This window comes from Rhodococcus sp. SORGH_AS_0301 (genome assembly GCF_030818285.1).
Classification (GTDB): Bacteria; Actinomycetota; Actinomycetes; order Mycobacteriales; family Mycobacteriaceae; genus Rhodococcoides.
This window is the reverse complement of sequence record NZ_JAUTAC010000002.1, coordinates 661,926-686,244: the sequence shown is the minus strand read 5'-3', so window position 1 is coordinate 686,244 and position 24,319 is coordinate 661,926. Positions and strand designations below refer to the sequence as shown.

23 protein-coding genes and 1 pseudogene are annotated in these 24,319 nt (G+C 68.2%); 17 read left to right on the top strand and 7 right to left on the bottom strand.

Translation table 11 applies throughout. The features are described from left to right. Positions 1–12 precede the first annotated feature (12 nt). From QE397_RS03845 to QE397_RS03830, 4 genes and pseudogenes are all read left to right on the top strand, one after another. On the top strand, positions 13–1,410 hold the full coding sequence (locus QE397_RS03845) for an aspartate ammonia-lyase (protein WP_056448361.1): 1,398 nt from the start codon (positions 13–15) through the stop codon (positions 1,408–1,410). A gap of 7 nt (positions 1,411–1,417) precedes the next feature. Continuing rightward, positions 1,418–2,881: an amino acid permease gene (locus tag QE397_RS03840; protein WP_222639145.1), complete on the top strand. Its 1,464-nt coding sequence runs from the start codon at positions 1,418–1,420 to the stop codon at positions 2,879–2,881. Further along, positions 2,878–3,177 (top strand): annotated as a pseudogene (locus tag QE397_RS03835) (asparaginase domain-containing protein); the annotation flags it as partial. The gene QE397_RS03840 and the pseudogene QE397_RS03835, both read left to right, overlap by 4 nt. Positions 3,178–3,289: 112 nt before the next feature. Further along, complete coding sequence (locus QE397_RS03830) at positions 3,290–3,829, top strand: asparaginase domain-containing protein (protein WP_307091862.1); 540 nt, start codon at positions 3,290–3,292, stop codon at positions 3,827–3,829. On the opposite strand, the gene QE397_RS03825 is transcribed toward QE397_RS03830, so the two are convergent. After that, a complete protein-coding gene (locus QE397_RS03825) occupies positions 3,813–4,367 on the bottom strand; it encodes a helix-turn-helix domain-containing protein (RefSeq protein ID WP_056448549.1) in 555 nt (184 codons plus the stop codon). The two genes, QE397_RS03830 and QE397_RS03825, sit on opposite strands and share 17 nt — an antisense overlap. A gap of 83 nt (positions 4,368–4,450) precedes the next feature. Between QE397_RS03825 and QE397_RS03820 the strand changes: the two genes are divergently transcribed. The 3 genes from QE397_RS03820 to QE397_RS03810 all read left to right on the top strand — a co-directional run bounded on the left by QE397_RS03820 (position 4,451) and on the right by QE397_RS03810 (position 7,021). Then, on the top strand, positions 4,451–5,164 hold the full coding sequence (locus QE397_RS03820) for an AzlC family ABC transporter permease (RefSeq protein ID WP_222645971.1): 714 nt from the start codon (positions 4,451–4,453) through the stop codon (positions 5,162–5,164). Beyond that, positions 5,161–5,472, top strand: coding sequence for an AzlD domain-containing protein (locus QE397_RS03815; RefSeq protein ID WP_222651222.1), 312 nt, complete (start codon positions 5,161–5,163; stop codon positions 5,470–5,472). Before QE397_RS03820 ends, QE397_RS03815 begins: the two co-directional genes overlap by 4 nt. Positions 5,473–5,659: 187 nt before the next feature. Further along, entirely contained in the window at positions 5,660–7,021 is a 1,362-nt protein-coding gene (locus QE397_RS03810) for a dicarboxylate/amino acid:cation symporter (RefSeq protein ID WP_307091860.1), read from the top strand. On the opposite strand, the gene QE397_RS03805 is transcribed toward QE397_RS03810, so the two are convergent. Then, positions 7,018–7,446, bottom strand: a complete 429-nt coding sequence (locus QE397_RS03805) for a hypothetical protein (RefSeq protein ID WP_307097338.1) — start codon at positions 7,444–7,446, stop codon at positions 7,018–7,020. The two genes, QE397_RS03810 and QE397_RS03805, sit on opposite strands and share 4 nt — an antisense overlap. An 87-nt stretch (positions 7,447–7,533) precedes the next feature. Here QE397_RS03805 and QE397_RS03800 point away from each other — a divergent pair, with 87 nt between their 5' ends. The 3 genes from QE397_RS03800 to QE397_RS03790 are packed head-to-tail and all read left to right on the top strand — an operon-like array spanning position 7,534 to position 11,548. Then, positions 7,534–8,571: a GTP pyrophosphokinase family protein gene (locus QE397_RS03800; protein WP_307091859.1), complete on the top strand. Its 1,038-nt coding sequence runs from the start codon at positions 7,534–7,536 to the stop codon at positions 8,569–8,571. 32 nt (positions 8,572–8,603) lie between these two features. Continuing rightward, complete coding sequence (locus QE397_RS03795; protein WP_307091857.1) at positions 8,604–10,877, top strand: excinuclease ABC subunit UvrA; 2,274 nt, start codon at positions 8,604–8,606, stop codon at positions 10,875–10,877. 20 nt (positions 10,878–10,897) lie between these two features. Beyond that, entirely contained in the window at positions 10,898–11,548 is a 651-nt protein-coding gene (locus tag QE397_RS03790) for a DedA family protein (protein WP_222645872.1), read from the top strand. Positions 11,549–11,565: 17 nt separating this feature from the next. Here the strand turns inward: QE397_RS03790 and QE397_RS03785 are convergent, their stop codons facing one another. Continuing rightward, on the bottom strand, positions 11,566–11,772 hold the full coding sequence (locus QE397_RS03785; protein ID WP_027504928.1) for a hypothetical protein: 207 nt from the start codon (positions 11,770–11,772) through the stop codon (positions 11,566–11,568). Positions 11,773–11,933: 161 nt separating this feature from the next. Here QE397_RS03785 and QE397_RS03780 point away from each other — a divergent pair, with 161 nt between their 5' ends. Further along, positions 11,934–12,644 carry an alpha/beta fold hydrolase gene (locus QE397_RS03780; RefSeq protein WP_307091854.1) on the top strand — a complete coding sequence of 237 codons (711 nt, stop codon included), beginning with the start codon at positions 11,934–11,936 and terminating at the stop codon, positions 12,642–12,644. A 19-nt stretch (positions 12,645–12,663) separates the two neighbouring features. Here the strand turns inward: QE397_RS03780 and QE397_RS03775 are convergent, their stop codons facing one another. Further along, positions 12,664–13,047: an SRPBCC family protein gene (locus tag QE397_RS03775; RefSeq protein ID WP_222632774.1), complete on the bottom strand. Its 384-nt coding sequence runs from the start codon at positions 13,045–13,047 to the stop codon at positions 12,664–12,666. Between the two features lie 136 nt (positions 13,048–13,183). After that, positions 13,184–13,657, bottom strand: coding sequence for an OsmC family protein (locus QE397_RS03770; protein ID WP_307091851.1), 474 nt, complete (start codon positions 13,655–13,657; stop codon positions 13,184–13,186). 193 nt (positions 13,658–13,850) lie between these two features. On the opposite strand from QE397_RS03770, the gene QE397_RS03765 reads away from it, so the two are divergent. Next, positions 13,851–15,212, top strand: coding sequence for an NAD(P)/FAD-dependent oxidoreductase (locus tag QE397_RS03765; RefSeq protein ID WP_307091849.1), 1,362 nt, complete (start codon positions 13,851–13,853; stop codon positions 15,210–15,212). Between the two features lie 3 nt (positions 15,213–15,215). Here the strand turns inward: QE397_RS03765 and QE397_RS03760 are convergent, their stop codons facing one another. Continuing rightward, positions 15,216–16,736 carry a PucR family transcriptional regulator gene (locus tag QE397_RS03760; RefSeq protein ID WP_307091846.1) on the bottom strand — a complete coding sequence of 507 codons (1,521 nt, stop codon included), beginning with the start codon at positions 16,734–16,736 and terminating at the stop codon, positions 15,216–15,218. A 173-nt stretch (positions 16,737–16,909) separates the two neighbouring features. Here QE397_RS03760 and QE397_RS03755 point away from each other — a divergent pair, with 173 nt between their 5' ends. Genes QE397_RS03755 through QE397_RS03735 form a run of 5 tightly spaced genes read left to right on the top strand, consistent with a single transcriptional unit; the run spans position 16,910 to position 23,625 of the window. After that, positions 16,910–18,340 carry a gamma-aminobutyraldehyde dehydrogenase gene (locus tag QE397_RS03755; protein WP_307091844.1) on the top strand — a complete coding sequence of 477 codons (1,431 nt, stop codon included), beginning with the start codon at positions 16,910–16,912 and terminating at the stop codon, positions 18,338–18,340. A gap of 28 nt (positions 18,341–18,368) precedes the next feature. Next, a complete protein-coding gene (gene gabT / locus QE397_RS03750; RefSeq protein WP_307091842.1) occupies positions 18,369–19,712 on the top strand; it encodes a 4-aminobutyrate--2-oxoglutarate transaminase in 1,344 nt (447 codons plus the stop codon). Next, positions 19,709–21,163, top strand: coding sequence for an NAD-dependent succinate-semialdehyde dehydrogenase (locus tag QE397_RS03745; RefSeq protein ID WP_027504921.1), 1,455 nt, complete (start codon positions 19,709–19,711; stop codon positions 21,161–21,163). Before gabT ends, QE397_RS03745 begins: the two co-directional genes overlap by 4 nt. Positions 21,164–21,199: 36 nt before the next feature. Further along, positions 21,200–22,105: a universal stress protein gene (locus tag QE397_RS03740; RefSeq protein ID WP_307091838.1), complete on the top strand. Its 906-nt coding sequence runs from the start codon at positions 21,200–21,202 to the stop codon at positions 22,103–22,105. Continuing rightward, complete coding sequence (locus tag QE397_RS03735) at positions 22,102–23,625, top strand: APC family permease (protein WP_307091837.1); 1,524 nt, start codon at positions 22,102–22,104, stop codon at positions 23,623–23,625. The genes QE397_RS03740 and QE397_RS03735 overlap by 4 nt, the downstream gene beginning before the upstream one ends. A gap of 24 nt (positions 23,626–23,649) precedes the next feature. Here QE397_RS03735 and QE397_RS03730 read toward each other — a convergent pair whose 3' ends face one another. Then, the gene (locus tag QE397_RS03730; RefSeq protein WP_307091835.1) at positions 23,650–24,252 is read right to left on the bottom strand and encodes a TetR/AcrR family transcriptional regulator C-terminal domain-containing protein; all 603 of its coding nucleotides are present in this window, start codon (positions 24,250–24,252) and stop codon (positions 23,650–23,652) included. Between the last annotated feature and the right edge of the window lie 67 nt (positions 24,253–24,319).

Below are 24,319 nucleotides of genomic sequence, written 5' to 3'. Positions count from 1 at the left end.
AAGGAGAACGCCGTGGCCGCCACCCGTACCGAGCACGACCTGCTGGGAGAGCGCGAGGTGCCCGCCGACGTGCTGTGGGGCATCCACACTCTGCGCGCCACCGAGAACTTCCCCATCACCGGACGACCGATCTCGTCGAACACCAAGCTGATCCGCGCGCTCGCCGCCGTGAAGTACGCGGCCGCGGCGGCCAACATCGAACTGGGTCTTCTCGACGAGGTGCGCGGCGACGCGATCCTGCAGGCCGCCCGCGAGATCCTGGACGGCCGGTGGCACGACCAGTTCGTCGTCGACGTGATCCAGGGCGGCGCCGGCACGTCGACCAACATGAACGCCAACGAGGTCATCGCCAACCGCGCGCTGGTGCTGCTCGGCCACCGTCCCGGCGAGTACGCGCACCTGCACCCCAACGAGCACGTCAACCTCGGCCAGTCGACCAACGACGTCTACCCCACCGCCTGCAACATCGCGACGATCCTCGCGGTGGCCGAACTGTCCGAGTCGATGCGCATCCTGCAGGACGCCTTCCGCGCGAAGGCAGAGGAGTTCCGCTCCATCGTCAAGATGGGCAGGACCCAGTTGCAGGACGCCGTGCCGATGACACTGGGCCAGGAGTTCGGCACGTTCGCCGTCATGATCGACGAGGACCGCGCCCGCCTCGAGGAGGCGTCACTGTTGGTGCACGAGATCAACATCGGCGCCACCGCCATCGGCACCGGACTCAACGCCGCCCCCGGCTACCGCGAGGCAGCGGTCCGGCACCTCCGCGAGATCACCGCACTCCCCCTCGTCAGCGCGACGGATCTCGTCGAGGCCACGCAGGACGTCGGTCAGTTCGTGCATCTCTCGGGAGTACTCAAGCGGTGCGCCGTGAAGCTGTCGAAGGTGTGCAACGACCTCCGCCTCCTCTCCTCGGGACCGCGTGCAGGGTTCGGCGAGATCGACCTGCCCGCAGTACAGGCTGGCTCGTCGATCATGCCCGGCAAGGTCAACCCCGTCATCCCCGAGGTGCTCAACCAGGTGGCCTTCCAGGTCATCGGCCAGGACGTCACCATCACGATGGCGGCCGAGGCAGGTCAGCTGCAGCTCAACGCCTTCGAGCCCATCATCATGGAGTCGCTCACCTCCGGCATGACGCACCTGGGTGCGGCCTGCCGGACGCTCGCGGACAAGTGCGTCGTGGGGATCACCGCGCACGAGGCCCACCTGCGAGACAGCGTCGAACACTCCATCGGACTGGTCACGGCACTCAACCCGCACATCGGATACCAGGCCGCCACCGAGATCGCCAAGGAGGCACTCGAGAGCGGACGAGGAGTCGCGGAGCTGGTGCTCGAACGCGGCCTCCTGACAGCGACACGTCTCGAAGAACTGCTCCGCCCCGAACATCTCGCGAACCTCCAGAACTGAGGACCCGATGACCACGACCACCGATCAGCACGGCGCCGACGACGCCCTCCACGCCGCCGAGAACGACGGCTATCACAAAGGCCTGAAAACGCGGCAGGTCCAGATGATCGCCATCGGCGGCGCCATCGGAACCGGCCTCTTCATGGGTGCAGGCGGACGTCTGGCGCAGGCCGGCCCGGCACTCGTCATCGCGTACGCGGTATGCGGGTTCTTCGCTTTCCTCATCCTTCGGGCGCTCGGCGAACTGGTGCTGCACCGGCCCACGTCCGGGTCCTTCGTGTCCTACGCTCGCGAGTTCTTCGGGGAGAAGGCCGCCTTCGTCTCCGGGTGGCTGTACTGGCTCAACTGGTCGATGACCGCCGTCGTCGACGTGACCGCCGTGGCGCTCTACATGAACTTCTTCGGCCGCTACTGGGACCCGATCGCGTCGGTACCGCAGTGGGTCTTCGCCCTCGCCGCACTGCTGCTGGTTCTGTCGCTGAACCTGGTGTCGGTCAAGGTCTTCGGCGAGCTGGAGTTCTGGTTCGCCCTGATCAAGGTGCTCGCCCTGGTGGCGTTCCTGTGCATCGGCCTCTACCTCCTCGTCAAGGGGACACCGAACCAGGAGCAGGGCCTGTCGATGATCGCCGACAACGGCGGGCTGATCCCCAACGGTCTGCTGCCCGCCGTCGTCATCATCCAGGGCGTCGTGTTCGCCTACGCCTCCATCGAGCTGGTCGGCACCGCCGCAGGCGAGACGCCGAACCCCGAGAAGGTCATTCCGAAGGCGATCAACACCGTCATCATCCGCATCGCGGTCTTCTACGTCGGGTCCGTGCTGCTGCTGTCGCTCCTGCTGCCCTACTCCGCCTACCGCGCGGGTGAGAGCCCGTTCGTCACGTTCTTCGGCTCGATCGGAGTCGAGGGCGCGGACACCGCCATGAACCTCATCGTCCTGACGGCGGCGCTGTCCTCGCTCAATGCCGGGCTCTACTCGACCGGTCGTATCCTCCGATCGATGGCCGCGGCGGGCAGCGCGCCGCGCTTCGCGATGAAGATGAGCAAGGCCGGCGTGCCCTACGGCGGGATCCTGCTCACGGCAGCGGTTACCCTGCTCGGAGTGGTGCTGAACGCGGTGGTGCCCGAGCAGGCGTTCGAGATCGTGCTCAATCTCGCCGCGCTCGGCATCGTCAGCGCCTGGGCCATGATCGTGTTGTGCCAGCTCAAGCTCTGGCACCTGTCGAAGGAGGGCGTGGTGACGCGGCCGTCCTTCCGGTTGTTCGGCGCCCCGTACACCGGCATCGCCACCCTCGTCTTCCTGGTGGTCGTCCTGGTCCTGATGGGCTTCGACTACCCGATCGGCACCTGGACGCTCGCCTCCCTCCTGGTCATCGTTCCCGCGCTGGTCATCGGCTGGCGCGCAGCGCGACCGGGCATCGAGCGGCTCGCCCGCGAGCGCGCCCGTGCGGGAGGGGGAACGGTCGCCCGATGAGTTCACCCGCACTGCCGACGGTCGTCGTCCTGACCACCGGCGGAACCATCGCCAGCCGCGTCGGCCCCGACGGTGTCAGCACCACGGGCCGTCACGCCCACGACGTCCTGGTGGATGCCGGACTCCGCGTGGGAGTCCGGGTCCGAGTCACCGACGTCCTGTGCGTCGACAGTGCCGCGATGTCGCTCCTCGACATGGACACCGTCCGCGGCGCCGTCACCGCGGCGCTGCGTGACGACGCGGTGAGCGGTGTCGTCGTCCTGCACGGCACCGACTCCCTCGAGGAGACGGCGATGCTGATCGATCTCTCCCACACCGACGTTCGCCCCGTCGTGATCACCGGCGCCCAACGCACCCGCGGACCACGTCGAGAGCGACGGCCCGCACAACGTCGAGTCGGCGCTCCGCGTGGCCGCCGATCCCGAACGACGGGGCCACGGTGTACTCGTCGCCTTCGGCCCGCGCGTTCTCCGGGCCCGCGGGGTACGGAAATCGCACACGACCGCGCTCGATGCCTACTCCGGAACGCCGGCGGTGGACCCGGTTCCGCGGGAGACGCTGCCGGACAGTTCGATCGACGGGATCCGGGTCGACGTGGTCGCGCTCTACCCGGGTGTCGACGGACTCGTCATCGACGCCCTGCGGTCCGCCCGCACCGACGGGATCGTGCTGCAGGCGATGGGCGCGGGCAATGCGAACGCCGCCGTCGTCGACGCTGTGCGCCGGTGTACCGATGCCGGTGTCCCGGTGATGTTGTCGACGCGGGTGCCGTCCGGCGGTGTCGTCACCACCTACGGCGGCGGCGGAGGGGGCGCCGACCTGGTACGTGCCGGTGCGGTGTCCGCGGGCGACCTCAGTCCCGCCCAGGCGCGAATCCTGCTGTGCGCGTTGCTGAGCAACCGCCTGCCGGTCACAGCGGATCTGGCCTCGATCAGTACTGCTCGGTGACCATCACCGCAGTCGTCCCGTTCTCGAGTGCCTCGAACACGTGGGGCACGTCGCCGGGGTACGACAGGTAGTCCCCCGGCCCCAGCTCCTCGGTCGCGTCCACCGGCCCGCACACCGCCCGGCCGGACGACACCACCACGTGTTCGATCACCCCGTGCATGTGCGGATCGGACAGCCGGGGCGTCCCCACCTCGGCGGCGAGCAGGTACAGGTCGCGGCGCGCGGTCGGTGGGCAGGACGACAGCAGTGTCGCGGTGTAGTCCGACGACTCCGCGGCGATCGACGGACCCTCACCGCGTCGTACCAGGCGGACCTCCTGCCGCGGCGGTTCCACCAGGCGCGCGAAGGGCACGTTCAGCGTCACGCTCAGAGCCCACAGCGTCTCGACGCTGGGATTGCCCGTTCCCGACTCGAGCTGGGAGAGGGTCGACTTCGCGATACCCGCGCGCCGGGCCACCTCGGCGAGAGACAGGCCCGTACGTCGACGCTCCCGGACGAGCGACGCGGCGATCGCCGCGATGGGTGCGCTGTCGGACATGACTGCATGATGCCACAGTGTTCGTCTCACACTCCCTTCGTTCGCCTTGACGAACGGCACCGCGACCGTTCACCATGAGCATCATGCGTTCGATATGGCGAACACCCCTGTGGCTCACGCTCCGGGACGACCCCGACGTGGCGGTGCGGGACATTGCCGTGGTGTGCCTGGCCGACGCCCTGGTCGGTGCCTCGCTCGGTGCGATCGCCGTCGCCTCCGATCTGCCGTGGTGGCTCCCCTGCCTCCTGTCGATCGCGGTCTTCGCGGGCGCCTCGCAGTTCGTCTTCGTCGGAGTACTCACCGGCGGCGGCAGCGTTCTGGCCGCGGTGTCCAGCGCGCTCCTCATCAACGGCAGACTGCTTCCGCTCAGCTTCTCGGTGGCACCGCTGCTCGGTGACCGACCCGCCGCACGCCTGCTCGGGGCCCATCTGGTCACCGACGAGTCGGTCGCCTTCTCGATGGCCTCGACAACCAGGCGGGGCAGGACCCTCTCGTTCTGGTTCTGCGGCGCGTTCCTCTTCCTCGCGTGGAATCTGGGCGTGCTGGCCGGTGTGGGCCTCGGCGCCGGCGTGGAGAGCGCGGAGTCGCTCGGACTCGACGCCGCCTTTCCTGCCGTCCTGCTCGCACTCGTGATGCCCTCCCTGCACGATCGCGTGACACGCATCGCCGCGGGTGTCGGCGCCGTGGTCGCCGTCGCCGCTGGGGTCGTGGTGCCCGCCGGCGTCTCCGTGGTGCTCGCCCTGATCGCCGTCATGCCGTTCGTGCTCCGACACGGGCGTAGGAACGACGCCTCGTGAGCACCGGGGCCATTCTCGCGGGTGTCGCCGCACTCGCCGTCGGCACGTTCGCGTTCCGCCTGATCGGGATCGCGCTGCGCGGGCGCCGGGAACTGTCCGTGTCGGCCGAGAAGTCGATGACCACGGCGGTCGCCGTCGTGTTCGTCGCCCTCGTCGCGACCTCGACGTTTCCGCGTGACGCGGGCCTCGCGCTCCCCGCCGGGGTCCTCGTCGCCGCTGTTCTCGCCTGGCGCAAAACGCCTTTCGTGCTCGTGGTCGTCGCCGCAGCGGCAGTCACCGCGGGCCTGCGCTGGCTCGGCGTCAGCTGACCCGGGCACGGGCGTAGCATCGTCCGAGTGCCCTTGCTCCTGACCTCGCGTCGCTACGTCGACCTTCGCCTGCAGGCCAGCGCCATCTGTCGATAGACCGTGTTCCTCCCCGGTCCACTCGTCCACCGCGCACCCTTTTTCTCGGCCGTTGTTCTCGGCCGCCCCAGCATTCTCGGAAGGCACCACCATGTCCGCGCCCAGCGCTGCCCCCACCCGTCGACTGCCGCACTGGCTCACGTCGTTCGGGCCCCAGATCGTCGCCGGGTTGATCCTCGGCGTCATCGTCGGACTGATCGCCCGATCCATGCCCGACGCCGCCGACGGCAACCCCAACTGGCTCGTCGAGACGGTGTCAACCATCGGATCGAGCTACGTCAAACTGCTCACCGTCGCCGTGGTGCCCCTCGTGTTCACGGCCATCGTCAGCTCCATCGCCAACCTGCGCGCCGTCACCAACGCGGCACGCCTGGCGGGCCAGACCCTGCTGTGGTTCGCCATCACCGCATTCATCGCCGTGATCGTCGGCATCATCATCGGGCTTGTCGCGCAACCGGGTTCGCGCACCGGCGTCTCGCCAGATCTCGGGAAGGAACCGTCGAGCACAGGGTCGTGGTGGTCGTTCCTCACCGGCCTGGTCCCCAACAACTTCCTGGCGCTCGGCGCCCGCACCAGCGAGACCGAGGGTGCGCTGAGCACCACACTGAACTTCAACATCCTGCAGCTGCTCGTCGTCGCGGCGGCGATCGGTATCGCCGCGCTGAAGGTGGGCAAGGCAGCCGAGCCGTTCCTGACGTTCAACGCCTCTCTGCTCGCGATCGTGCAGAAGGTGCTGTGGTGGATCATCCGGTTGGCCCCCATCGGTACGGCGGCGCTCATCGCCAACGCCGTCGCCACGTACGGCTGGGACGCGATCGGCTCGCTGGGTGTCTTCACGGTCTCGGTGTACGCCGGACTCGCCATCGTGTTCTTCGTCGTCTACCCGATCATCGTTCGGGCGCACGGTCTCTCGATCCGCAACTTCTACTCGGGCGTGTGGCCCGCGACGCAGCTCGGCTTCGTCTCCCGCTCGTCCATCGGCACCCTGCCGCTGACCCAGCGCGTCACCGAGCGCAATCTCGGCGTGCCCCGCGAGTACGCGTCGTTCGCGGTTCCGCTCGGCGCCACCACCAAGATGGACGGTTGCGCGGCCATCTACCCGGCCATCGCCGCGATCTTCGTCGCCCAGTTCTACGGCGTCGACCTCACGATCACCGACTACCTGCTCATCGTGGTCGTCTCCGTGATCGGCTCCGCGGCGACGGCGGGCACCACCGGTGCCACGGTCATGCTGACCCTGACGCTGTCCACGCTCGGCCTGCCGCTCGCCGGTGTCGGCCTGCTGCTCGCCGTCGAGCCGATCGTCGACATGGGTCGCACCGCCGTCAACGTCACCGGCCAGGCGCTGATCCCGGCCATCGTCGCCAAGCGCGAAGGCATCCTGGACCAGGAGCGGTTCGACGCCCCGCGCAACGGCGACCCGTTCGTCGACGACGTGGAGCTCGCGCGCTAAATCACGAACAGCGGCCCGCGCACGAAACCCACGATCAACACCAGTAGTCCGCCGATCTCGGTGGCCGCGAGCGCATACATGAACGCATGCGTTCCCGGCACCGGGCGGACGAACTGGTTGTCGGTGTCGCGCAGGAATCCGTGCACCACGTAGCTGACGATCGCGGCGACGAAGAAGAAGACGACAGCCCCCGACGCGACCAGATTCACCCACGTCGGCCACGCGCCGAAGTGCACCAGCGGCACCAGGACCAGAGTCGCGAACGAGTACAGCAACGCCGCCCTGTGGGCGATGTCCACGTACGGGTGCGCCTGCCCGTTCTCGGACGTCGCCATCTGGCGAAACTTCCAGACGCCGAGGATCAACGCGGCCAGCAGGATCAGTGCGGACGCCAGGATCAGGAGCGTCGCGTCCCAGTCGACCACGCGTGCGGGAAGGCCGGAGGCCGGTCGGGTCGGGCCGCTACGGAGCGTCACGCGAGCATTGGACCATGGTGGGGCAGAATCTCCACCATGCGCCCCACGTCGTCCCCACCCTCACCGTCAGGGCTGCACAGCTCCGTCGAGGAGTACCGCGCGCGGTGGGATCACTTCGCCGCGGCCACGGCAGCGCTGTCGGCCGCCGTCGAGACGTTCGTCTCCGAGGCGGACATCGACATCGACGCCGTCGAGGCACGTACCAAGTCCGTGGAGTCCGCTGCCGGCAAGTTCGCCCGCCTCCGTGAGGACGGGTCGCTCGAGTTCAGCGATCCGCTCGCCGAGGTCACCGATCTCGTCGGGATCCGCGTCATCACATATCTGACGTCGGACATCGACCGCGTCGCGGACGCCATCTCGAAGCACTTCGTGCTGCTCAAGACCATCGACAAGTCGTCCCTCGCCCAGGAGTCCGGCGTGTTCGGCTATGCCGGACGGCACCTCATCCTCAGTGCGGACGGCGACCGCGTCCCGGCGGGCTGCGAGCAGTTCGCCGGCCTCGGCTTCGAGGTGCAGATCCGCACCGTGCTGCAGCATGCCTGGGCGGAGATCGAACACGACATCCGGTTCAAGAACTCCCGCACGCAGGGTTCGCCCACCATCGACCGGGCGTTCACCCTCGCGGCCGGGCTCATCGAGCTCGCAGACGCCCAGTTCGAACTCGCCGATCGGCACCACAAGGAGAAGATCACGGAACTGCGCGCGGCCGATGCCGCACGCGGGATGGATCTCCAGCTCACCGCCGATCAGCTGCGCACCATCGTCACCGACCTCCTTCCCGACTACACCCCCAGTCGGAGCGGTCACTACGAGTGGCTGCTGACTCTCGTCAACGCGAACGGGATCACGACGGGCGCGGAACTCGAGGAGGCCCTCGACCCCGCACGAGTCGAGTACGTGACGGCGGCCATGGACTACCAGTACCGCCCCGGTCAGGTGCGGATGGTGGACGACCTCCTGCTGGACCGCTTCGGCGAGGCCCACATCGCGCGCACCTCCTCGCTCACCACCGAGCGTGACCGTCCGGGCAAGCTGCGCTACCGACTGAGCAAGTTGCAGGGCCAGTCCGGCTGACGGGTGTCCGCTCGGTCTGGTATCCCTACGGCGTGACGACGCCACCGAACGACGCTCTGTCCACCATCACCGTGCGCGGCGCGCGGGAGAACAATCTGCGTGACATCGACATCGATCTCCCCAAACGGTCGCTGATCGTGTTCGCCGGGGTCTCGGGGTCCGGGAAGAGCTCGCTCGTGTTCGACACGATCGCCGCGGAGGCGCAGCGGCAGATCAACTCCACGTTCAGCGCGTTCGCCCAGACCTTCCTGCCGTCCTACGGTCGGCCGGACGCCGATCTCATCGCCAACCTGTCGGCCGTCGTCATCGTCGACCAGAAGCGCCTCTTCGGCAGCCCTCGCTCCACCGTCGGCACCATTACCGACATCGGCGACTGGCTCCGCATGCTGTGGTCGCGCGGAGTCACCCCGTCCATCGGCTATGCCAACGCGTTCTCGTTCAACGATCCCGCCGGCATGTGTCCCGAGTGTGAGGGGTTGGGCGAGGCGAAGGTCATCGACATCGACGAGTTGGTGGATCAGTCGAAGTCGTTGCGTGAGGGCCCCGTGAAGCACCCGGACTTCCTGCCCGGCAAGTGGCCCTACCGGCTGTACGCGGATTCGGGACTGTTCGATCTCGACGTTCCCCTCGAGCAGTACTCCCCGCGCGAGCGGCACCTGTTCTTCGACGCGTCGCCCGGCGAGGTCGAGATGGTCAACCCGGACGCCGTGTTCAAGACGTACGAGGGGCTGCTCTCCCGGTTCCGTCGAAGCTATCTCTCCAAGGATGCCGACGCGTTGAAGGGCAAGTCGAAGGAGGCGTACGACCGTATCGTCACGCGGGGAGTGTGCCCGTCCTGCAGGGGAACTCGCCTCAACGAGACGGTGCACGCCGCGACGCTCGAGGGACTCTCGATCCCCGACGCGTTCGCGATGCAGGTCTCCGACCTCGCCGACGTCATGGACGCGTGGGCGCTCGGCGACCTGGACGGCCCACGCCGCGAGGTGGTGACACAGCTCCGTCGACTGGTCGATCTCGGACTCGGGTACCTGAGCCTCGATCGTGCGACGTCCTCGCTGTCGGGCGGCGAGTCCCAGCGCATCAAGATGGTGCGCCACCTCGGCGCCACGCTCAACGACATGCTGTACGTCTTCGACGAGCCCACCACCGGGCTGCACCCGCGCGACGTGCACCGGCTGAACGACATGCTGATCGCGTTGCGCGACAAGGGGAACACCGTGCTCGTCGTCGAACACGACGCGGAGGTGATGGCCATCGCCGACCGCATCGTCGAGATCGGCCCTGGCGCCGGAAAGCACGGCGGCACGGTGGTCTTCGAGGGCACCTGGCCCGAACTGCGGCAGTCCGAGACGCGTACCGGGACGGCGCTGCGTCGAGACGGTCGATCGCGGCGCACCCCGCGCACTCCGAACGGGTGGATGCGCATCGAGAACGCCGACAGCCACAATCTGAAGAACGTGTCGGTGGACATCCCGCTCGGCGTTCTCGTGGCGGTCACCGGTGTCGCGGGCTCGGGCAAGTCGAGTCTGATCCACGGCCACCTCCGCGACGTCCAGCCCGACGCGGTGGTCATCGACCAGGCACCCATCCGCGGTTCGCGCCGCTCCTCACCCGCCACCTACACCGGACTGCTCGATCCGATCCGTGCACACTTCGCCAAGCGAACGGGACAACCCGCAGCGCTGTTCTCGCCGAACTCGGACGGAGCCTGCCCCGACTGTCAGGGCACCGGCATGATCTTCACCGACCTCGGCTTCACCGACCCGGTGTCGAGTACGTGCGAGACCTGCCAGGGTCGACGCTTCCGCTCCGGCGCGATCAAGCACACCGTCGACGGCGTCTCGATCGCCGACGTCTTCGACATGTCCGTCGACGAGGCCCGCGAGTTCTTCACCGTGAAGAAGGTGCGCGACGTACTCCGGCGGTGCAGTGATGTCGGTCTCGGTTATCTGTCCCTGGGCCAGAACCTGACGTCCCTGTCCGGCGGCGAGCGTCAGCGCCTCAAGCTGGCGACGGAACTGGTGGGCAACTCCCCGGTTCTGGTGCTCGACGAGCCCACCACCGGACTGCACTCGTCCGACGTGGACAACCTGGTCGGACTGCTGTCCGGCATGGTCGACGAGGGTCGATCGGTCATCGTGATCGAGCACAACATGGACGTCGTCGCGGCCGCCGACTGGGTCGTGGACCTCGGTCCCGACGGGGGTCACGACGGCGGCGAGGTGGTGTTCACGGGCACCGTCGACGAGCTCGTTCTGGCCCGGACGCACACCGGCACCCACCTCGCGCGGGCTCTCGCGGAGTAAACCCCCGGTAAAGTGCGGGCATGAGCGACACCGTCACCGCTGCCGCCAGTACGGAACTGGGTGGAATCGCAGGCTGGGCCGTCAGCCTGATGGAGAGCATCGGCGGGCCGGGCGCCGGCATCGCCGTGGCCGCCGAGAACTTCTTCCCACCGCTGCCCAGCGAGATCATCCTCCCGCTGGCCGGGTTCACCGCGTCGCAGGGTGGCTTCTCCCTCGCCAGCGCACTGTTCTGGACCACGCTCGGATCGGTGCTCGGCGCTCTCGGCCTCTACTGGCTGGGCAAGAAGCTGGGCCGCGACCGGATGTACGCCGCCGTGGACAGGATGCCGTTCGTCAGCACGGACGATCTGACCAAGGCCGACGAATGGTTCGTGCGCCACGGCCGCTCCGCCGTGTTCTTCGGTCGGATGATTCCGCTCGTGCGATCCGGCATCTCGGTGCCCGCAGGCGTGTCCGGGATGCCGGTCCTGCAGTTCCTGCTCTACACGACGCTCGGCAGCCTCCTGTGGAACACGATCTTCGTGCTCGCGGGCTACTTCCTCGGGGAGAACTGGCACTACGTCGAGGATTACGCCTCGGTGTTCCAGTACGTCGTCATCGGGCTCATCGCGGTGGCGGTGGTGGTGCTGGTGACCAAGCGCGTCCGGCGGCGCCGACGGTCGGACGCCTGACCGCACCCTGCACGGTCCTACTGCGCGAGCGTGGCCGCAGCCTGAGCCCACAGGAAGTACTTGTTGGTGCCGAGATCGCGCACCGTGGTGATGTTGAAGGCAGCCTTCAACTTCTCCGCATCGCCGTCGCTGACGCCCTTGAGGGCCGCGACCGGCGCGTCGGCCAGTTCCTCGATCGTCTTGTCCGCGTATGCCTTGTCGAACTTGTCGGCGATGCCTGCCATAACGTCCTCCTGACGACCGATGCGCGCTCTGCGCACCCTGGTCGACACTACGACTCGGGACTACTCGTGACCTGAGAGTGCGCTGAAAACACCGGCTGCACCATCATTTACGACGAACCGGACGTACTGCCACGTCAAGGAGACCCGGTAGCGTCGGCGCCATGACCCTCCACACCGCGGTGTTGCCGGGCGAACGTCGTCGAGCCACCGTGTTCCTTCATGGTCTCGGGTCGGCGGGTGTCGCTGCCTTCGGGACCGTGGCCGCGGGACTGGACGACCGCCTGCGGTTGCTCCCGGATCTGCTCGGATTCGGTGACAGCGCCGACGTGGCGACCGACGGCTACACCCTGGACGATCACGCGATCGCCGTCGCCCGGATGCTGGATCAGCACGAACTCGTCGGACTCGACGTCGTCGGACACAGTATGGGTGGATCCATCGCCATCGTCCTGTCGCGGGCACGACCCGACCTCGTACGACGACTGACCGTCCTCGAGCCGAACCTTCTCCCCTTCGACGGCGAGGCGAGTGTCGAGATCGCGGGACAGTCGGAAGAGGACTTCGCAACACAGGGAGTGACGTCACTCATCGCCCGGGCCGACGCCGCGTGGGCGGAGACGCTTCAGCTGGCCGATCCGGTCGCGCTCCACCGCAGTGCTGTCGGCCTCTGTGTGGGCCCGCCGGACACCACCGTTCTCGACATCCTGCTCGCGTCCCACGTGCCGAGAACACTGCTGTACGGATCGAGGACGGGAGAACCCACGCACACCGGCCGGCTTCGTCAGGCCGGTGTCGAGGTCGTCGAGATACCGAACGCCGGGCACGTGATGATGGCGGACGATCCCGCTGCCGTCATCCAGGTGCTCAGGTGATCTATGTGCCGGAGCGAGGTCAGGCGAAGGCCGCGCGCACGGATTCCAGGTCGGCAGCGACGGCGGCGCAGTCCCGCTCGAACTCCTCGTCGGTCATCCCCAGTTGCCGGACCGTGAACACCACCTCGGCGCCGTCCGGGTGAGCGAGCACGCGCAGCGGGTTGTTGACGACGGTGCCGTCGGGCAGCGTCACGTCGTGGTCCAGCACCCCGAAGTCGTTACGCGGGACGAACCGCACCCGGACGGTACCCATTGGTGACTCGGCCAGCAGGTCGTCACCGTCGCGAGTGAAGCCCGATGCGAGCCCGGCAGCCCAGGCGGTCAGGTTGTCCACATCGGCCAGGTAGTCGTACACCGCCTCGGGCGGCGCCGCGATCACTGCACTCACGTGTCGACTGATCATCGTGCGAGCGTAGCCACGCCACCGGCTGTCCGCGAGTACGTCCACAGTGTCGTGATCAGCGGCGATGCGACGACACTTCGGACGTACTCGCGAGGCCAGGAAAGCCTGCGAAGCCCTGGAGGCCCGGGATGGCTCGTCAGGCCGGCTCGGCGCGCGTCCAGGTGTTCACGAAGCCCACACCGCTGCGCACGAACAGCTGCGTCACGGGGCAGCAACGCTTGACCTCCGCGACGAAGTGATCGAACGCATCACCGGTCGCGTCGGTCTCCACCGTCGCCTCGACGGTGACGGTGTCGAAGTTCGAGTTCCCTTCGGCGCCGGTCACCAGGACGGCGGTGTCCAGATCACCCTGCACACGGAAGCTGAACTTTCCCAGCGTGATGCCGAGGTCCTTGGCGACGAGGGTGGCGGTGACCTGGTTGCACGAGGTCAGCGCACCGAGTGCGTAGAACAACGGACTCGGCGCCTCGTCCTTGCCGCCGAAGGCCGGGTACGCGTCGGCGTCGAACTCGTGCCCGGCCGTGCCCTCGACGACGAGGTGCTGGGCGACGCCGGTACCGGACGCCTCCACGACGAAGGGAACGACGGAGGTGCGAATGGTGGAAGTCATGCACCCCACGGTCGAGCACTGTCCACCCTCGGGCCAGGGTTGCGATCACGCAGATTCTCAGACCATCCGGTCATGACACCACGCCGACGTGTCCAGGGCGCGCAGCCCGTATGCGACGTTTCGGCGTTGCGCGTGCCTGCGCCGGACCGGGCAGACTGGAATGACCACAACCCACCTGAACAGGAGCCACACCGTGCCCTCAGTCGACCGGGACGTCGCCATCGTCGGAGCCGGGCCCTCGGGTCTCGCCGCCGCCACCGCGCTGCGGAAGGCCGGCCTCACCGTGGCCGTCCTGGAGGCACGCGACCGGGTGGGTGGCCGGACCTGGACCAAGGAGATCGACGGCGCCGTGCTCGAGCTGGGCGGCCAGTGGGTCTCGCCCGACCAGACGGCCTTGATCGACCTGCTCGGCGAGTTGGGGCTCGAGACGTTCGACCGGTACCGCGAGGGCGAGTCCGTCTACGTCGACACCGCGGGTGTCGCCACGCGCTACACCGGCGAGGACTTCCCCGTCGCGGAGTCGACCGTGAAGGAGATCGACCGTCTCATCGCGATGCTCGACACTCTGGCCGCGGAGATCGGGCCCGAGGAACCATGGGCCCATCCGCAGGCACGCGAGCTCGACACGGTGTCCTTCGAGGGATGGCTCGCGCAGCAGTCCGACGACGCCGAAGCCACCGCGAACATCGGCATGTTCATCGCGGGCGGGATGCTCACCAAGCCCGCCCATGCATTCTCTGCGCTGCAGGCCGTGCTCATGGCTGCGTCGGCAGGCTCGTTCTCGAACCTCGTCGACGACAGCTTCATTCTCGACAAGCGCGTCGTGCAGGGCATGCAGCAGGTGTCGGTCGCCATGGCCGAGCACCTCGGTGACGACGTGCACCTGGACGCGCCGGTGCGGACGATCCGCTGGACCGACGACGGCGTCACCGTTCTCGCGGACGGGGAGCTCGAGGTGACGGCGCGCCGGGTGATCGTCGCCGTGCCGCCGAATCTGTACACGCGGATCTCGTACGACCCGCCCCTACCTCGCCGTCAGCACCAGATGCATCAGCACCAGTCCCTCGGTCTCGTCATCAAGGTGCATGCGGTGTACGACAGTCCGTTCTGGCGGGAGGAAGGGTTGTCGGGCACCGGTTTCGGCGCCACCCAGATCGCCCAGGAGGTGTACGACAACACCAACCACGAGGACTCCCGTGGCACCCTCGTCGCCTTCGTGTCGGACGAGAAGGCGGACGCGATGTTCGAACTCGGCGCCGCCGAGCGCAAGCGTACGATCCTCGAGTCGATCGCCACGTACCTCGGACCGAAGGCGCTCGATCCGGTCGTCTACTACGAGTCCGACTGGGGCACCGAGGAATGGACGCGCGGCGCGTACGCGGCCAGCTTCGATCTCGGCGGTCTGCACCGCTACGGACGCGACGTCCGCACCCCGGTCGGCCCGATCCACTTCTCCTGCTCCGACATCGCGGCCGAGGGGTATCAGCACGTCGACGGAGCCGTGCGCATGGGCCACCGCACCGCCGAGGTGATCGTGAGCGCGCTTCGAGGCTGACCGTCAGGTCCCGCGTGCGATGAGGGCGAGCAGCAGCTCGGCGCGCACGCGGGCATCGTCGAGGGAGCACGGCACCGTCGCCTCGATGCGCGAGACCCTGCTGCGCAACGTGTGTCGGTGCACCCCGAGGGCCGAGGCCGCCGACTCCCAGTGGCCGTTCGCCTCGAGGAACGCACGCAGGGACGCCACCAGATCGGTCCCGTTGGCGGTGTCGTACTTCTCGAGGGGCGCGATGGTCGCGTCACCGACGGTCGCGAGGGCCTGACGCGTCGAGGCGTGCGCCAACAGGACACCGCCCACCAACGAGCCGAACTCCACGGGATCGGCGCCCGCCGCGGCGGACGACGCCGCCAGCCGACTCTCCTCCACCGCCTGCGCGAGCTGCGGAACAGGATGCGGCGCACTGATTCCCACCCGGAGCCGCCGACGTTCCGAGATCTCCAGACCGGCGATCGTCGATGCCGCGAACGTCGAATCGTCCGTTCCGCGCACCACCAGGGTCACCCGCGACGACCATCGTCGAGCGAACAGCTGACGGCCCGCCGCTGCGCTGTGGGTCGCCATCGCGGCCTCGACACGCTGGGCTCGCGAGGGCGTGTCGGCATCGACGGTCACGGCGCGCACGGTGCCGTCGGCCCCCGCGGCCAGGTCGATCTGCGCCCACACGGGTGCCAGGCCGTCGAGATCGGACAGCACGAGGCTCAGTGCCACGGAGTTGAGCTTGTCCTGCGCCGACTGCACCCGCGCCGGCTTCTCGAAGTCGAGCGCCAGGAGTGACGCCGCGTGACCCACGAGAATGTGGTCGACGTTCCCCAGCACCGGCCCCACCACCGCCACGTGGCCGTGCGTCGCCGAGCCGATGGCGATGCGCTGCACACTGATCGAGATGCCCGCCGGGGTCACCGAGACCCGACTGGACACGGTTCCGCGTTCGGCTGCGAGGGTGCGGATCTCGTCCAGCACACCGGAACCGCCACCGCGCGGATGCTGTTCGAGCACGCGTCCGGTGTCGTCGAGGAGCACCACCGCGGACGACGTGGCCGTCGCCAGCTCCCGGACGATCGCGGCGGCGCCTCCGGCGACCACGGCGCGGGTCATCCGCGGCTGCGCACGGGACGCACGCACGACGGCGTCGTACTGCTGCTCCGCCAATCGGTTCATCACGAGAGTCACCACCGCCGCGAACGGCGTGGGCAGGGGGACCTCGAGGACGGGCAGACCCAGCCGATCAGCGGCCTCGACGAGGTCGGACGGCACCTCCGCGAAGGAGAGGCCCGTGCCGAACCCCACCGCCGCCACACCGGCGTCGTGCAGTCCCTCGAGGTACGCCACCCGCTCCGGTGTCGTCACCGGCAGCCTCAACCCCGTGGTGAGCAGCAGTTCTCCGCCGGAGAGCCACCGGAACGGTTCCGACAGTTCCGTGGTGTGGACGAACGACACCTCGCGGTCCAGCCCGCCCGCGCCGGCTCGCAGTTCGAGGGCGAGCGCCTTCTGCGCCAGAACCCAGCGCACCGACACCGTCACGACGTACCCCTCTCCGGTCGGGAAGCTCCCGACGCAAGAGAACACCCCCGCTACCGCACTGGACAAGTCGGAGTGCCCCACCCCCGGACGATCATCGTTTTGTCCGCTGCCGTTTCGCAGCGTCAGGCGCACACTGATCGAACCACCCAGCCGCCCCGACGGAGAGGTACCTCGTGTCGCACGACGTGCTCCGCAACTACATCGACGGCGAGTTCGTCGCCAGTTCGTCCACCCTGACTCTCGACCTGATGAGTCCGGTCACCGAGGAGATCGTGGGCGTCTCCCCCATCTCCACCGAGGCCGACGTGAACGACGCCGTGGCCGCCGCGGAGCGCGCCTTCGCCACGTGGGGCAAGACGACTCCGAAGACCCGGCAGACCGCCCTGCTGAAGCTCGCCGACGCCCTCGAGGCCCACTCGGACGAGCTCGTCGAGGCGCAGAGCCGCAACACCGGCCAGCTGAAGCAGGTCATCGCCGACGAGGAGGTGACCGTCGGAGCCGACCAGCTGCGGTTCTTCGCGGGTGCAGCCCGGATGCTCGAGGGGAAGTCCGCCGGCGAGTACATGGAGGGTTTCACCTCCTACGTCCGCCGCGAGCCCATCGGTGTCGTCGGCCAGGTGACGCCCTGGAACTACCCACTCATGATGGCCATCTGGAAGATCGGGCCGGCGCTCGCGGCCGGCAACACGATCGTCCTCAAGCCGAGCGACACCACGCCCGAGAGCACTCTGGTGCTCGCAAAGCTGTCCAAGGGAGTCCTTCCCGACGGAGTGCTCAACGTGGTGCTCGGTGACGGCGGGACCGGCGCGACACTCGTCGGGCATCGGTCGCTGGGCCTGGTGTCCATCACCGGGTCCGTTCGTGCGGGCATCGAGGTCGCCGTAGCCGCCGCCCGCCAGCTCAAGCGCGCCCATCTCGAGCTCGGCGGCAAGGCTCCGGCCATCGTCTTCGGCGACGTCGACATCGCCTCGGCCGCGAGCGGTATCGCCGAGGCGGCCTTCTTCAACGCCGGTCAGGACTGCACCGCGGCGACCCGCGTGCTGGTGCACGAGTCGATTCACGATCAACTCGTCGACGCGCTCGCGGCCAAGGCCCGCGAGCTGACACCGGGCAGCCCGGACGACGCGGACGCGTTCTACGGACCGCTGAACAACAGTCGTCACTACGCGACCGTCACCGACAAGCTCGCGAACCTCCCGGCCTCCGCGACGATCGTCACCGGTGGCAACCGAGTGGGAGACAAGGGCTTCTACCTCGAGCCCACCGTGATCACCGGAGTCGACCAGCGGGACGACATCGTCCAGGAGGAGACGTTCGGACCGGTGCTGACGGTGCAACCGTTCGCCGACGAGGCCGAGGCGATCGAGAAGGCCAACGACGTTCGGTTCGGGCTGGCCTCGAGCATCTGGACCAAGGACCACGGCGTCACCCAACGCGTCAGTGCGGCGCTGGACTTCGGCGCCGTCTGGATCAACTGCCACATCCCACTCGTCGCCGAGATGCCGCACGGCGGCTTCAAGTACTCCGGCTACGGCAAGGACCTCTCGGCCTACGGCGTCGAGGACTACACCCGCCTCAAGCACGTCATGAGCTCCCACGACTGACATTCCCTGCTCTGCGAAGGATTTCACCATGGACATCAGCTACCGCCTTCCTCAGAAGCGCGCTCTCCTCACCGAACTTCCCGGACCGCGTTCACAGGAACTGACGGCCCGACGACGCGCCACCGTCGCCGCCGGCGTCGGTTCCAGCGTTCCCGTCTACGCGGCCGATGCCGATGGCGGCGTGATCGTCGACGTCGACGGCAACTCGATGATCGACCTCGGCGCCGGCATCGCCGTCACGAGTGTCGGCGCCTCCGATCCCGCTGTCGCGGAGGCCGTCCGGGAGCAGGTCGGCCACTTCACGCACACCTGTTTCATGGTGACGCCGTACGAGGGCTACATCGCCGTCGCGGAGAAGCTCGCCGAGCTGACCCCGGGTGACCACGAGAAGCGCAGCGTCCTGTTCAACTCGGGCGCAGAAGCTGTCGAGAACGCGATCAAGGTCGCGCGACTGGCGACCGGCCGCGACGCCGTCGTGGCCTTCGACCACGCGTACCACGGCCGGACGAACCTCACGATGGCACTGACGGCGAAGACCATGCCGTACAAGACGAACTTCGGGCCCTTCGCACCGGAGATCTACCGGATGCCGATGTCGTACCCCTACCGCGACCAGCCGGGGTTGACCGGTGAGCAGGCCGCGCTGGCGTCGATCGACCGCATCGAGAAGCAGATCGGCGCCGACGCGGTGGCCGCCGTCATCATCGAGCCCATTCAGGGCGAGGGCGGGTTCATCGTTCCCGCACCCGGATTCCTGCCGACTCTGCAAGCCTGGGCGCGAGAGAACGGCGTCGTGTTCATCGCCGACGAGGTACAGACCGGGTTCTGTCGAACCGGGTCGTGGTTCGCGAGCGACGACGAGGGAATCGTCCCCGACATCATCACGATGGCGAAGGGAATGGCAGGCGGAATGCCGTTGTCGGCCATCACCGGTCGCGCGGATCTCCTCGACCTCGTCCACGCGGGCGGGCTCGGCGGAACGTACGGAGGCAACCCGGTGGCCTGCGCGGCTGCCCTCGCCGCCATCGAGACCATGACCGCACTCGACCTGTCCGGACGCGCCCGCCACATCGAGTCCCTCGCCATGCCGCGCCTGCGCGCCCTCGCCGAGGAGACCTCGGTGATCGGCGACGTCCGCGGACGCGGTGCGATGCTCGCCATCGAGCTCGTCCAGCCGGGCACCGACATCCCGGATCCCGTCATCACCAAGGCCATCGCGGCGCATGCTCTCGCGGAGGGTGTCGTACTGCTCACCTGCGGGACGTACGGCAACGTCATCCGGTTGCTGCCTCCCCTCGTGATCAGTGACGAGCTTCTCGACGACGCGATGACGGTGCTGGAGAACACGGTTCGAACGCTGGCGGCACAGTGACCGACTCTGCTGCCCTGCTCGCCTCCGTCCCCACCGGTCTGTGGATCGACGGCGCGTTCGTCGACGCCGCGGACGGCGGCACGTTCGCGGTGCACGATCCCGCCACCGGTGACGTGCTGGCCCGCGTCGCCGATGCCGGTGAGAAGGACGCACTGCGGGCGCTCGACAGCGCCGTCGCCGTGCAGGACGAGTGGGCGGCGACCGCACCTCGGACACGGTCGACCATCCTGCGCGCAGCGTGGGAAGCGGTGATCGAGCGCACGGAGGATCTCGCGCTCCTCATGACTCTCGAGATGGGTAAGGCCCTCCCGGAGAGCCGCGGCGAGGTGACGTACGGCGCCGAGTTCCTCCGCTGGTTCAGCGAGGAGGCGGTGCGCATCCAGGGCCGCTACACGCAATCTCCGTCCGGCGCGGGCCGCATCCTCGTCACGAAGGTTCCGGTGGGTCCCGTTCTCGCGGTGACTCCGTGGAACTTCCCACTGGCCATGGGAACCCGCAAGATCGGCCCCGCCCTGGCGGCCGGGTGCACGGTACTGGTGAAGCCGGCCGAGGACACGCCGCTGACGATGCTGCTGCTCGCCGAGATCATGGCGGGCGCCGGGTTGCCGGCCGGGGTCCTGTCGGTACTTCCCGCGTCGAACGCTCCCGCGGTCACCGAGCCCCTGCTCGCCGACGAGCGACTCCGCAAGGTCACCTTCACCGGTTCCACGCGGGTGGGCAAGATCCTCATCGAGCAGTCGGCGCGCAACGTTCTGCGAACGTCGATGGAACTCGGTGGTAACGCACCGTTCGTAGTCTTCGACGATGCCGACATCGATGCCGCCGTCGACGGCGCCATGGCGGCGAAGATGCGCAACGGCGGAGAGGCCTGCACGGCTGCCAACCGCCTCATCGTCGCCGAGAGCGTCCGCGAGGAGTTCACGGAGAAGCTCACCGCACGGATCGCGGCGCTCACCGTCGGGCCCGGCTCGAGCGACGGGACGAACGTGGGGCCGCTGGTGAACGAGAAGCAGCGCACCAACGTCCGATCCCTCGTCGACGATGCGGTCGCCGCCGGTGCCCGCGTGCGCACGGGTGGTCACGTCATCGACGGCCCGGGGTGGTTCTTCGAACCCACCGTGCTCGACGAGGTTCCGCCGTCCGCACGCATCGTGCGCGAGGAGATCTTCGGACCCGTCGCGGCCATCACGAGTTTCGTGGACGAGCAGGACGCCGTCGATGCCGCCAACGACACCGAGTTCGGACTCGCCGCATACATCTACACCCGCGATCTCGATCGGGCACTGCGTGTCTCGGACAGGATCGCGAGCGGCATGGTCGGTGTGAACCGGGGCGTCGTGTCCGATGTCGCAGCCCCGTTCGGCGGAGTCAAGCAGTCCGGTCTCGGCAGTGAGGGTGGCACCGAGGGCATCGACGAGTACCTCGACACGAAGTACGTGGCTTTCCAGTAGGTCCGGTTCCACCGAAGCTTCCCGAAGGGATGCACCATGCGGTTGATCGTCGGTTATCTCGCCACTCCCACAGGAGAGGACGGGCTCGTCCTGGGTGTGCAGCTGGCCCGCAGTCTGGGTGCGGCGTTGGACATCTGCATGGTGGTGCCGCCCGACCGCGCCGTCCCGGCCGAGGCCAGGTTCGCCGAACTGCTCGCCCAGCGCGGCCGGGCGTGGCTCGACCAGGCAGCCGCGTCGGTGCCCGACGACATCGAGACCGTGGTGCATCTGAGCTTCTCGGAGTCGTTCTCGTCCGGCCTCATGGACGAGGCGGCGCGGCTCGGGTCGGACGCCATCGTCGTCGGTGGCGCCAAGGACGGCCTGCTCGGACGCCACACTCTGGGCACCGTGTCGACCGAGCTGCTGCACTCCGCCCCGATCCCGTTGGCCCTGGCGCCGTTCGGGTATCGCACGTCGACAGCCGACCGGATCCGCGAGGTGACGTGTGCCATTGGCACCCGCACGGGCGCCGACCTCGTGCTGCGCACCGCGGTCCGGTCGTGCGAGCGGATGCACACGTCGCTGCGACTGCTCTCGCTCGTTCCGCTCGACGACACCTCCGACGTCGAGTCCCTGCGCGACCCGGACCGAGAGGCGCGCGCCATCGACCACGCACAGCAGATGCTCGACGCCGCCCGGTCCGGTCTGCCCGAGAGTCTGACGGTGACGTCCTCGGTGGCCGACGGCTCGACGGTCGAGGCCGCGGTGTCCGGTCTGACGTGGGAGGACGGCGACGTGGTCGTCGTCGGGTCCAGCCGACTGGCACAACCGCGCCGCCTGTTCCTCGGCTCGACCGCGTCGAAGATGTTGCGTGCACTGCCCGTTCCCATGGTGGTGGTGCCCAGCACCGAGTTCCGTTCCGACATGCCCAGCAGCACCGATCCGACGGAGGCTTCCCGATGAGCAGTGAACTCACGTCGTCCAAGGGACTGGCCGTCGGACGGATCGGCACGTTGTCCGGCGCCGTTCTCGGCATCTCGTCCGTCGCACCCGGATACACGCTCACCGCCAGCATCGGGTTGATCGTCGCCGCGGTGGGCCTGAAGATGCCGGCCATCTTCATCGCCGGGTTCATCCCCATGTTCCTCACCGCCTACGCGTACCGGGAGTTGAACTCCGACTCCCCCGACTGCGGCGCCTCGTTCACCTGGTCCACCAAGGCCTTCGGGCCCTACGTGGGCTGGATGTGCGGCTGGGGCATGGTCATCGCGACCATCATCGTGCTCTCCAACCTCGCGGCCATCGCCGTGCAGTTCTTCTATCTGTTCATCGCGAAGCTGTTCGACACTCCCTCCATCGCCGACCTGCCGGGCAACAAACTGGTCAACGTCGGTACGACGGTCGTGTTCATCGCTCTCGCCACGTGGGTGGCCAGCCGAGGGATCACGACGAGCGAGAAGCTCCAGTTCGCGCTCGTCGGCTTCCAGATGGTGCTGTTGATCGCGTTCGCCGTCGTCGCGCTGGTCCACGTCGGCGCGGGGGACGCACCGGCCGGGTTGTCGTTCGACATCGGCTGGTTCGATCCGTTCAGCGGACTCACCATGGGCGCCTTCGTCATCGGCGTCACCGGCTCGATCTTCGCGTTCTGGGGATGGGACACGTGCCTGACGCTGGGCGAGGAGTCCAAGAACCCCACGAAGACACCGGGGCGCGCGGGGCTGCTGTGCGTCGCGACCATCCTGCTGACCTACCTGCTCGTCGCGGTCGCCGCGATGATGTACGCCGGTGTCGGCGAGGAGGGCCTGGGGCTCGGCAATCCCGACAACGCGGAGAACGTCTTCGGTGCCCTGGCCGATCCGGTGCTCGGCAGCTGGGGCGGCATGCTGCTCTACCTCGCGGTCTTCGTCTCCTCGATCGCCAGCCTGCAGACCACGTTCCTGCCGGCGGCGCGGACGTCGCTCGCGATGGCGGCCTACGGCGCCTTCCCCAAGAAGCTCGCCGAGGTGAGCCCGCGGTTCCTCGTCCCCTCCGCCGCCACCGTCGCGGCCGGTGTGATCACCGCGGTCTTCTACACGGCGGTGACTTTCCTGTCGGAGAACACCCTGATCGACACCATCGCGGCACTGGGCATCATGATCTGCTGGTACTACGGCATCACCGCATTCGCCTGCGTGTGGCACTTCCGCCGAACTCTGTTCGCCAGCGTTCGGAACACGGTGTTCCGGTTGATCTTCCCGATGCTCGGTGGCCTGGTCCTTTTGGCGGTGTTCGTCGTCTCGGTCGAGGAGAGCATGGACCCGGACAACGGCAGCGGCGCCGAGATCGGCGGCATCGGACTGGTGTTCTTCCTGGGCTTCGGCATCCTCATCGTGGGTGCGGTTCTCATGATGGTCATGCGCTTCGTGACGCCGGCGTTCTTCCGCGGCGAGACGCTCACCGTCGACACCGAGGCTCTGAAGGACGAAGCCGACCTGGTGGGGTGAGAGGCTCGTCAGCTGAGAGGCTCGTCAGCTGCGGGGCGAGCGTGCCTGCAGCCCCGCGATGAGCACTGCGAGCCCGAACTCGAACGCCGCGTCCGCGCGGCCGGCGCCCGAGGTCTCCAGCGCCGCGCGCATGGCGTCGTTCGCTTCGTCGGCCGAGGCCCAGACCTGTTCGGGCGCTGCGAGATCGAGCGCTGACCCCAGGACGAAACTGTCGACGGCGGTGATCGCGTGCAGCACCTCGGCGGGCGCGAAGCCGCCGTCGGACAGGGCCGTCGCCAACGCGTTGTACATGTCGAACGCCACGGCGGAGCGCACCGTGTGCGCCGTGAACAGCGGGATGGCGCGCGGATGTCGGGCGTAGTGGCGGCGGTACTCCTGCGCGATGCGGGAGACCGCCTCACTCCAGTCGCGGGAGTCGGCCGGGATCTCGATGCCCGCCATCATGCGCGTACGCATCAATTCCACGATCTCGGCCCGCCCCGCCACGTGGTTGTACAACGACGACGGCCGCACCGCCAGCCGCTCGGCGAGTCCCGGCATCGTGAAGTCGCCGTGCCGATCGACCAGCGCGAGTGCGGTATCGGTGATCAGGTCGGTGGACAGCAACCGTGTCGACGGACGCGGCATCGCCGGCTCCTTCCTCTTGCGTTCGGGCCGTCGTCACACCATACTTAACGAATCACATTCGTTTTAC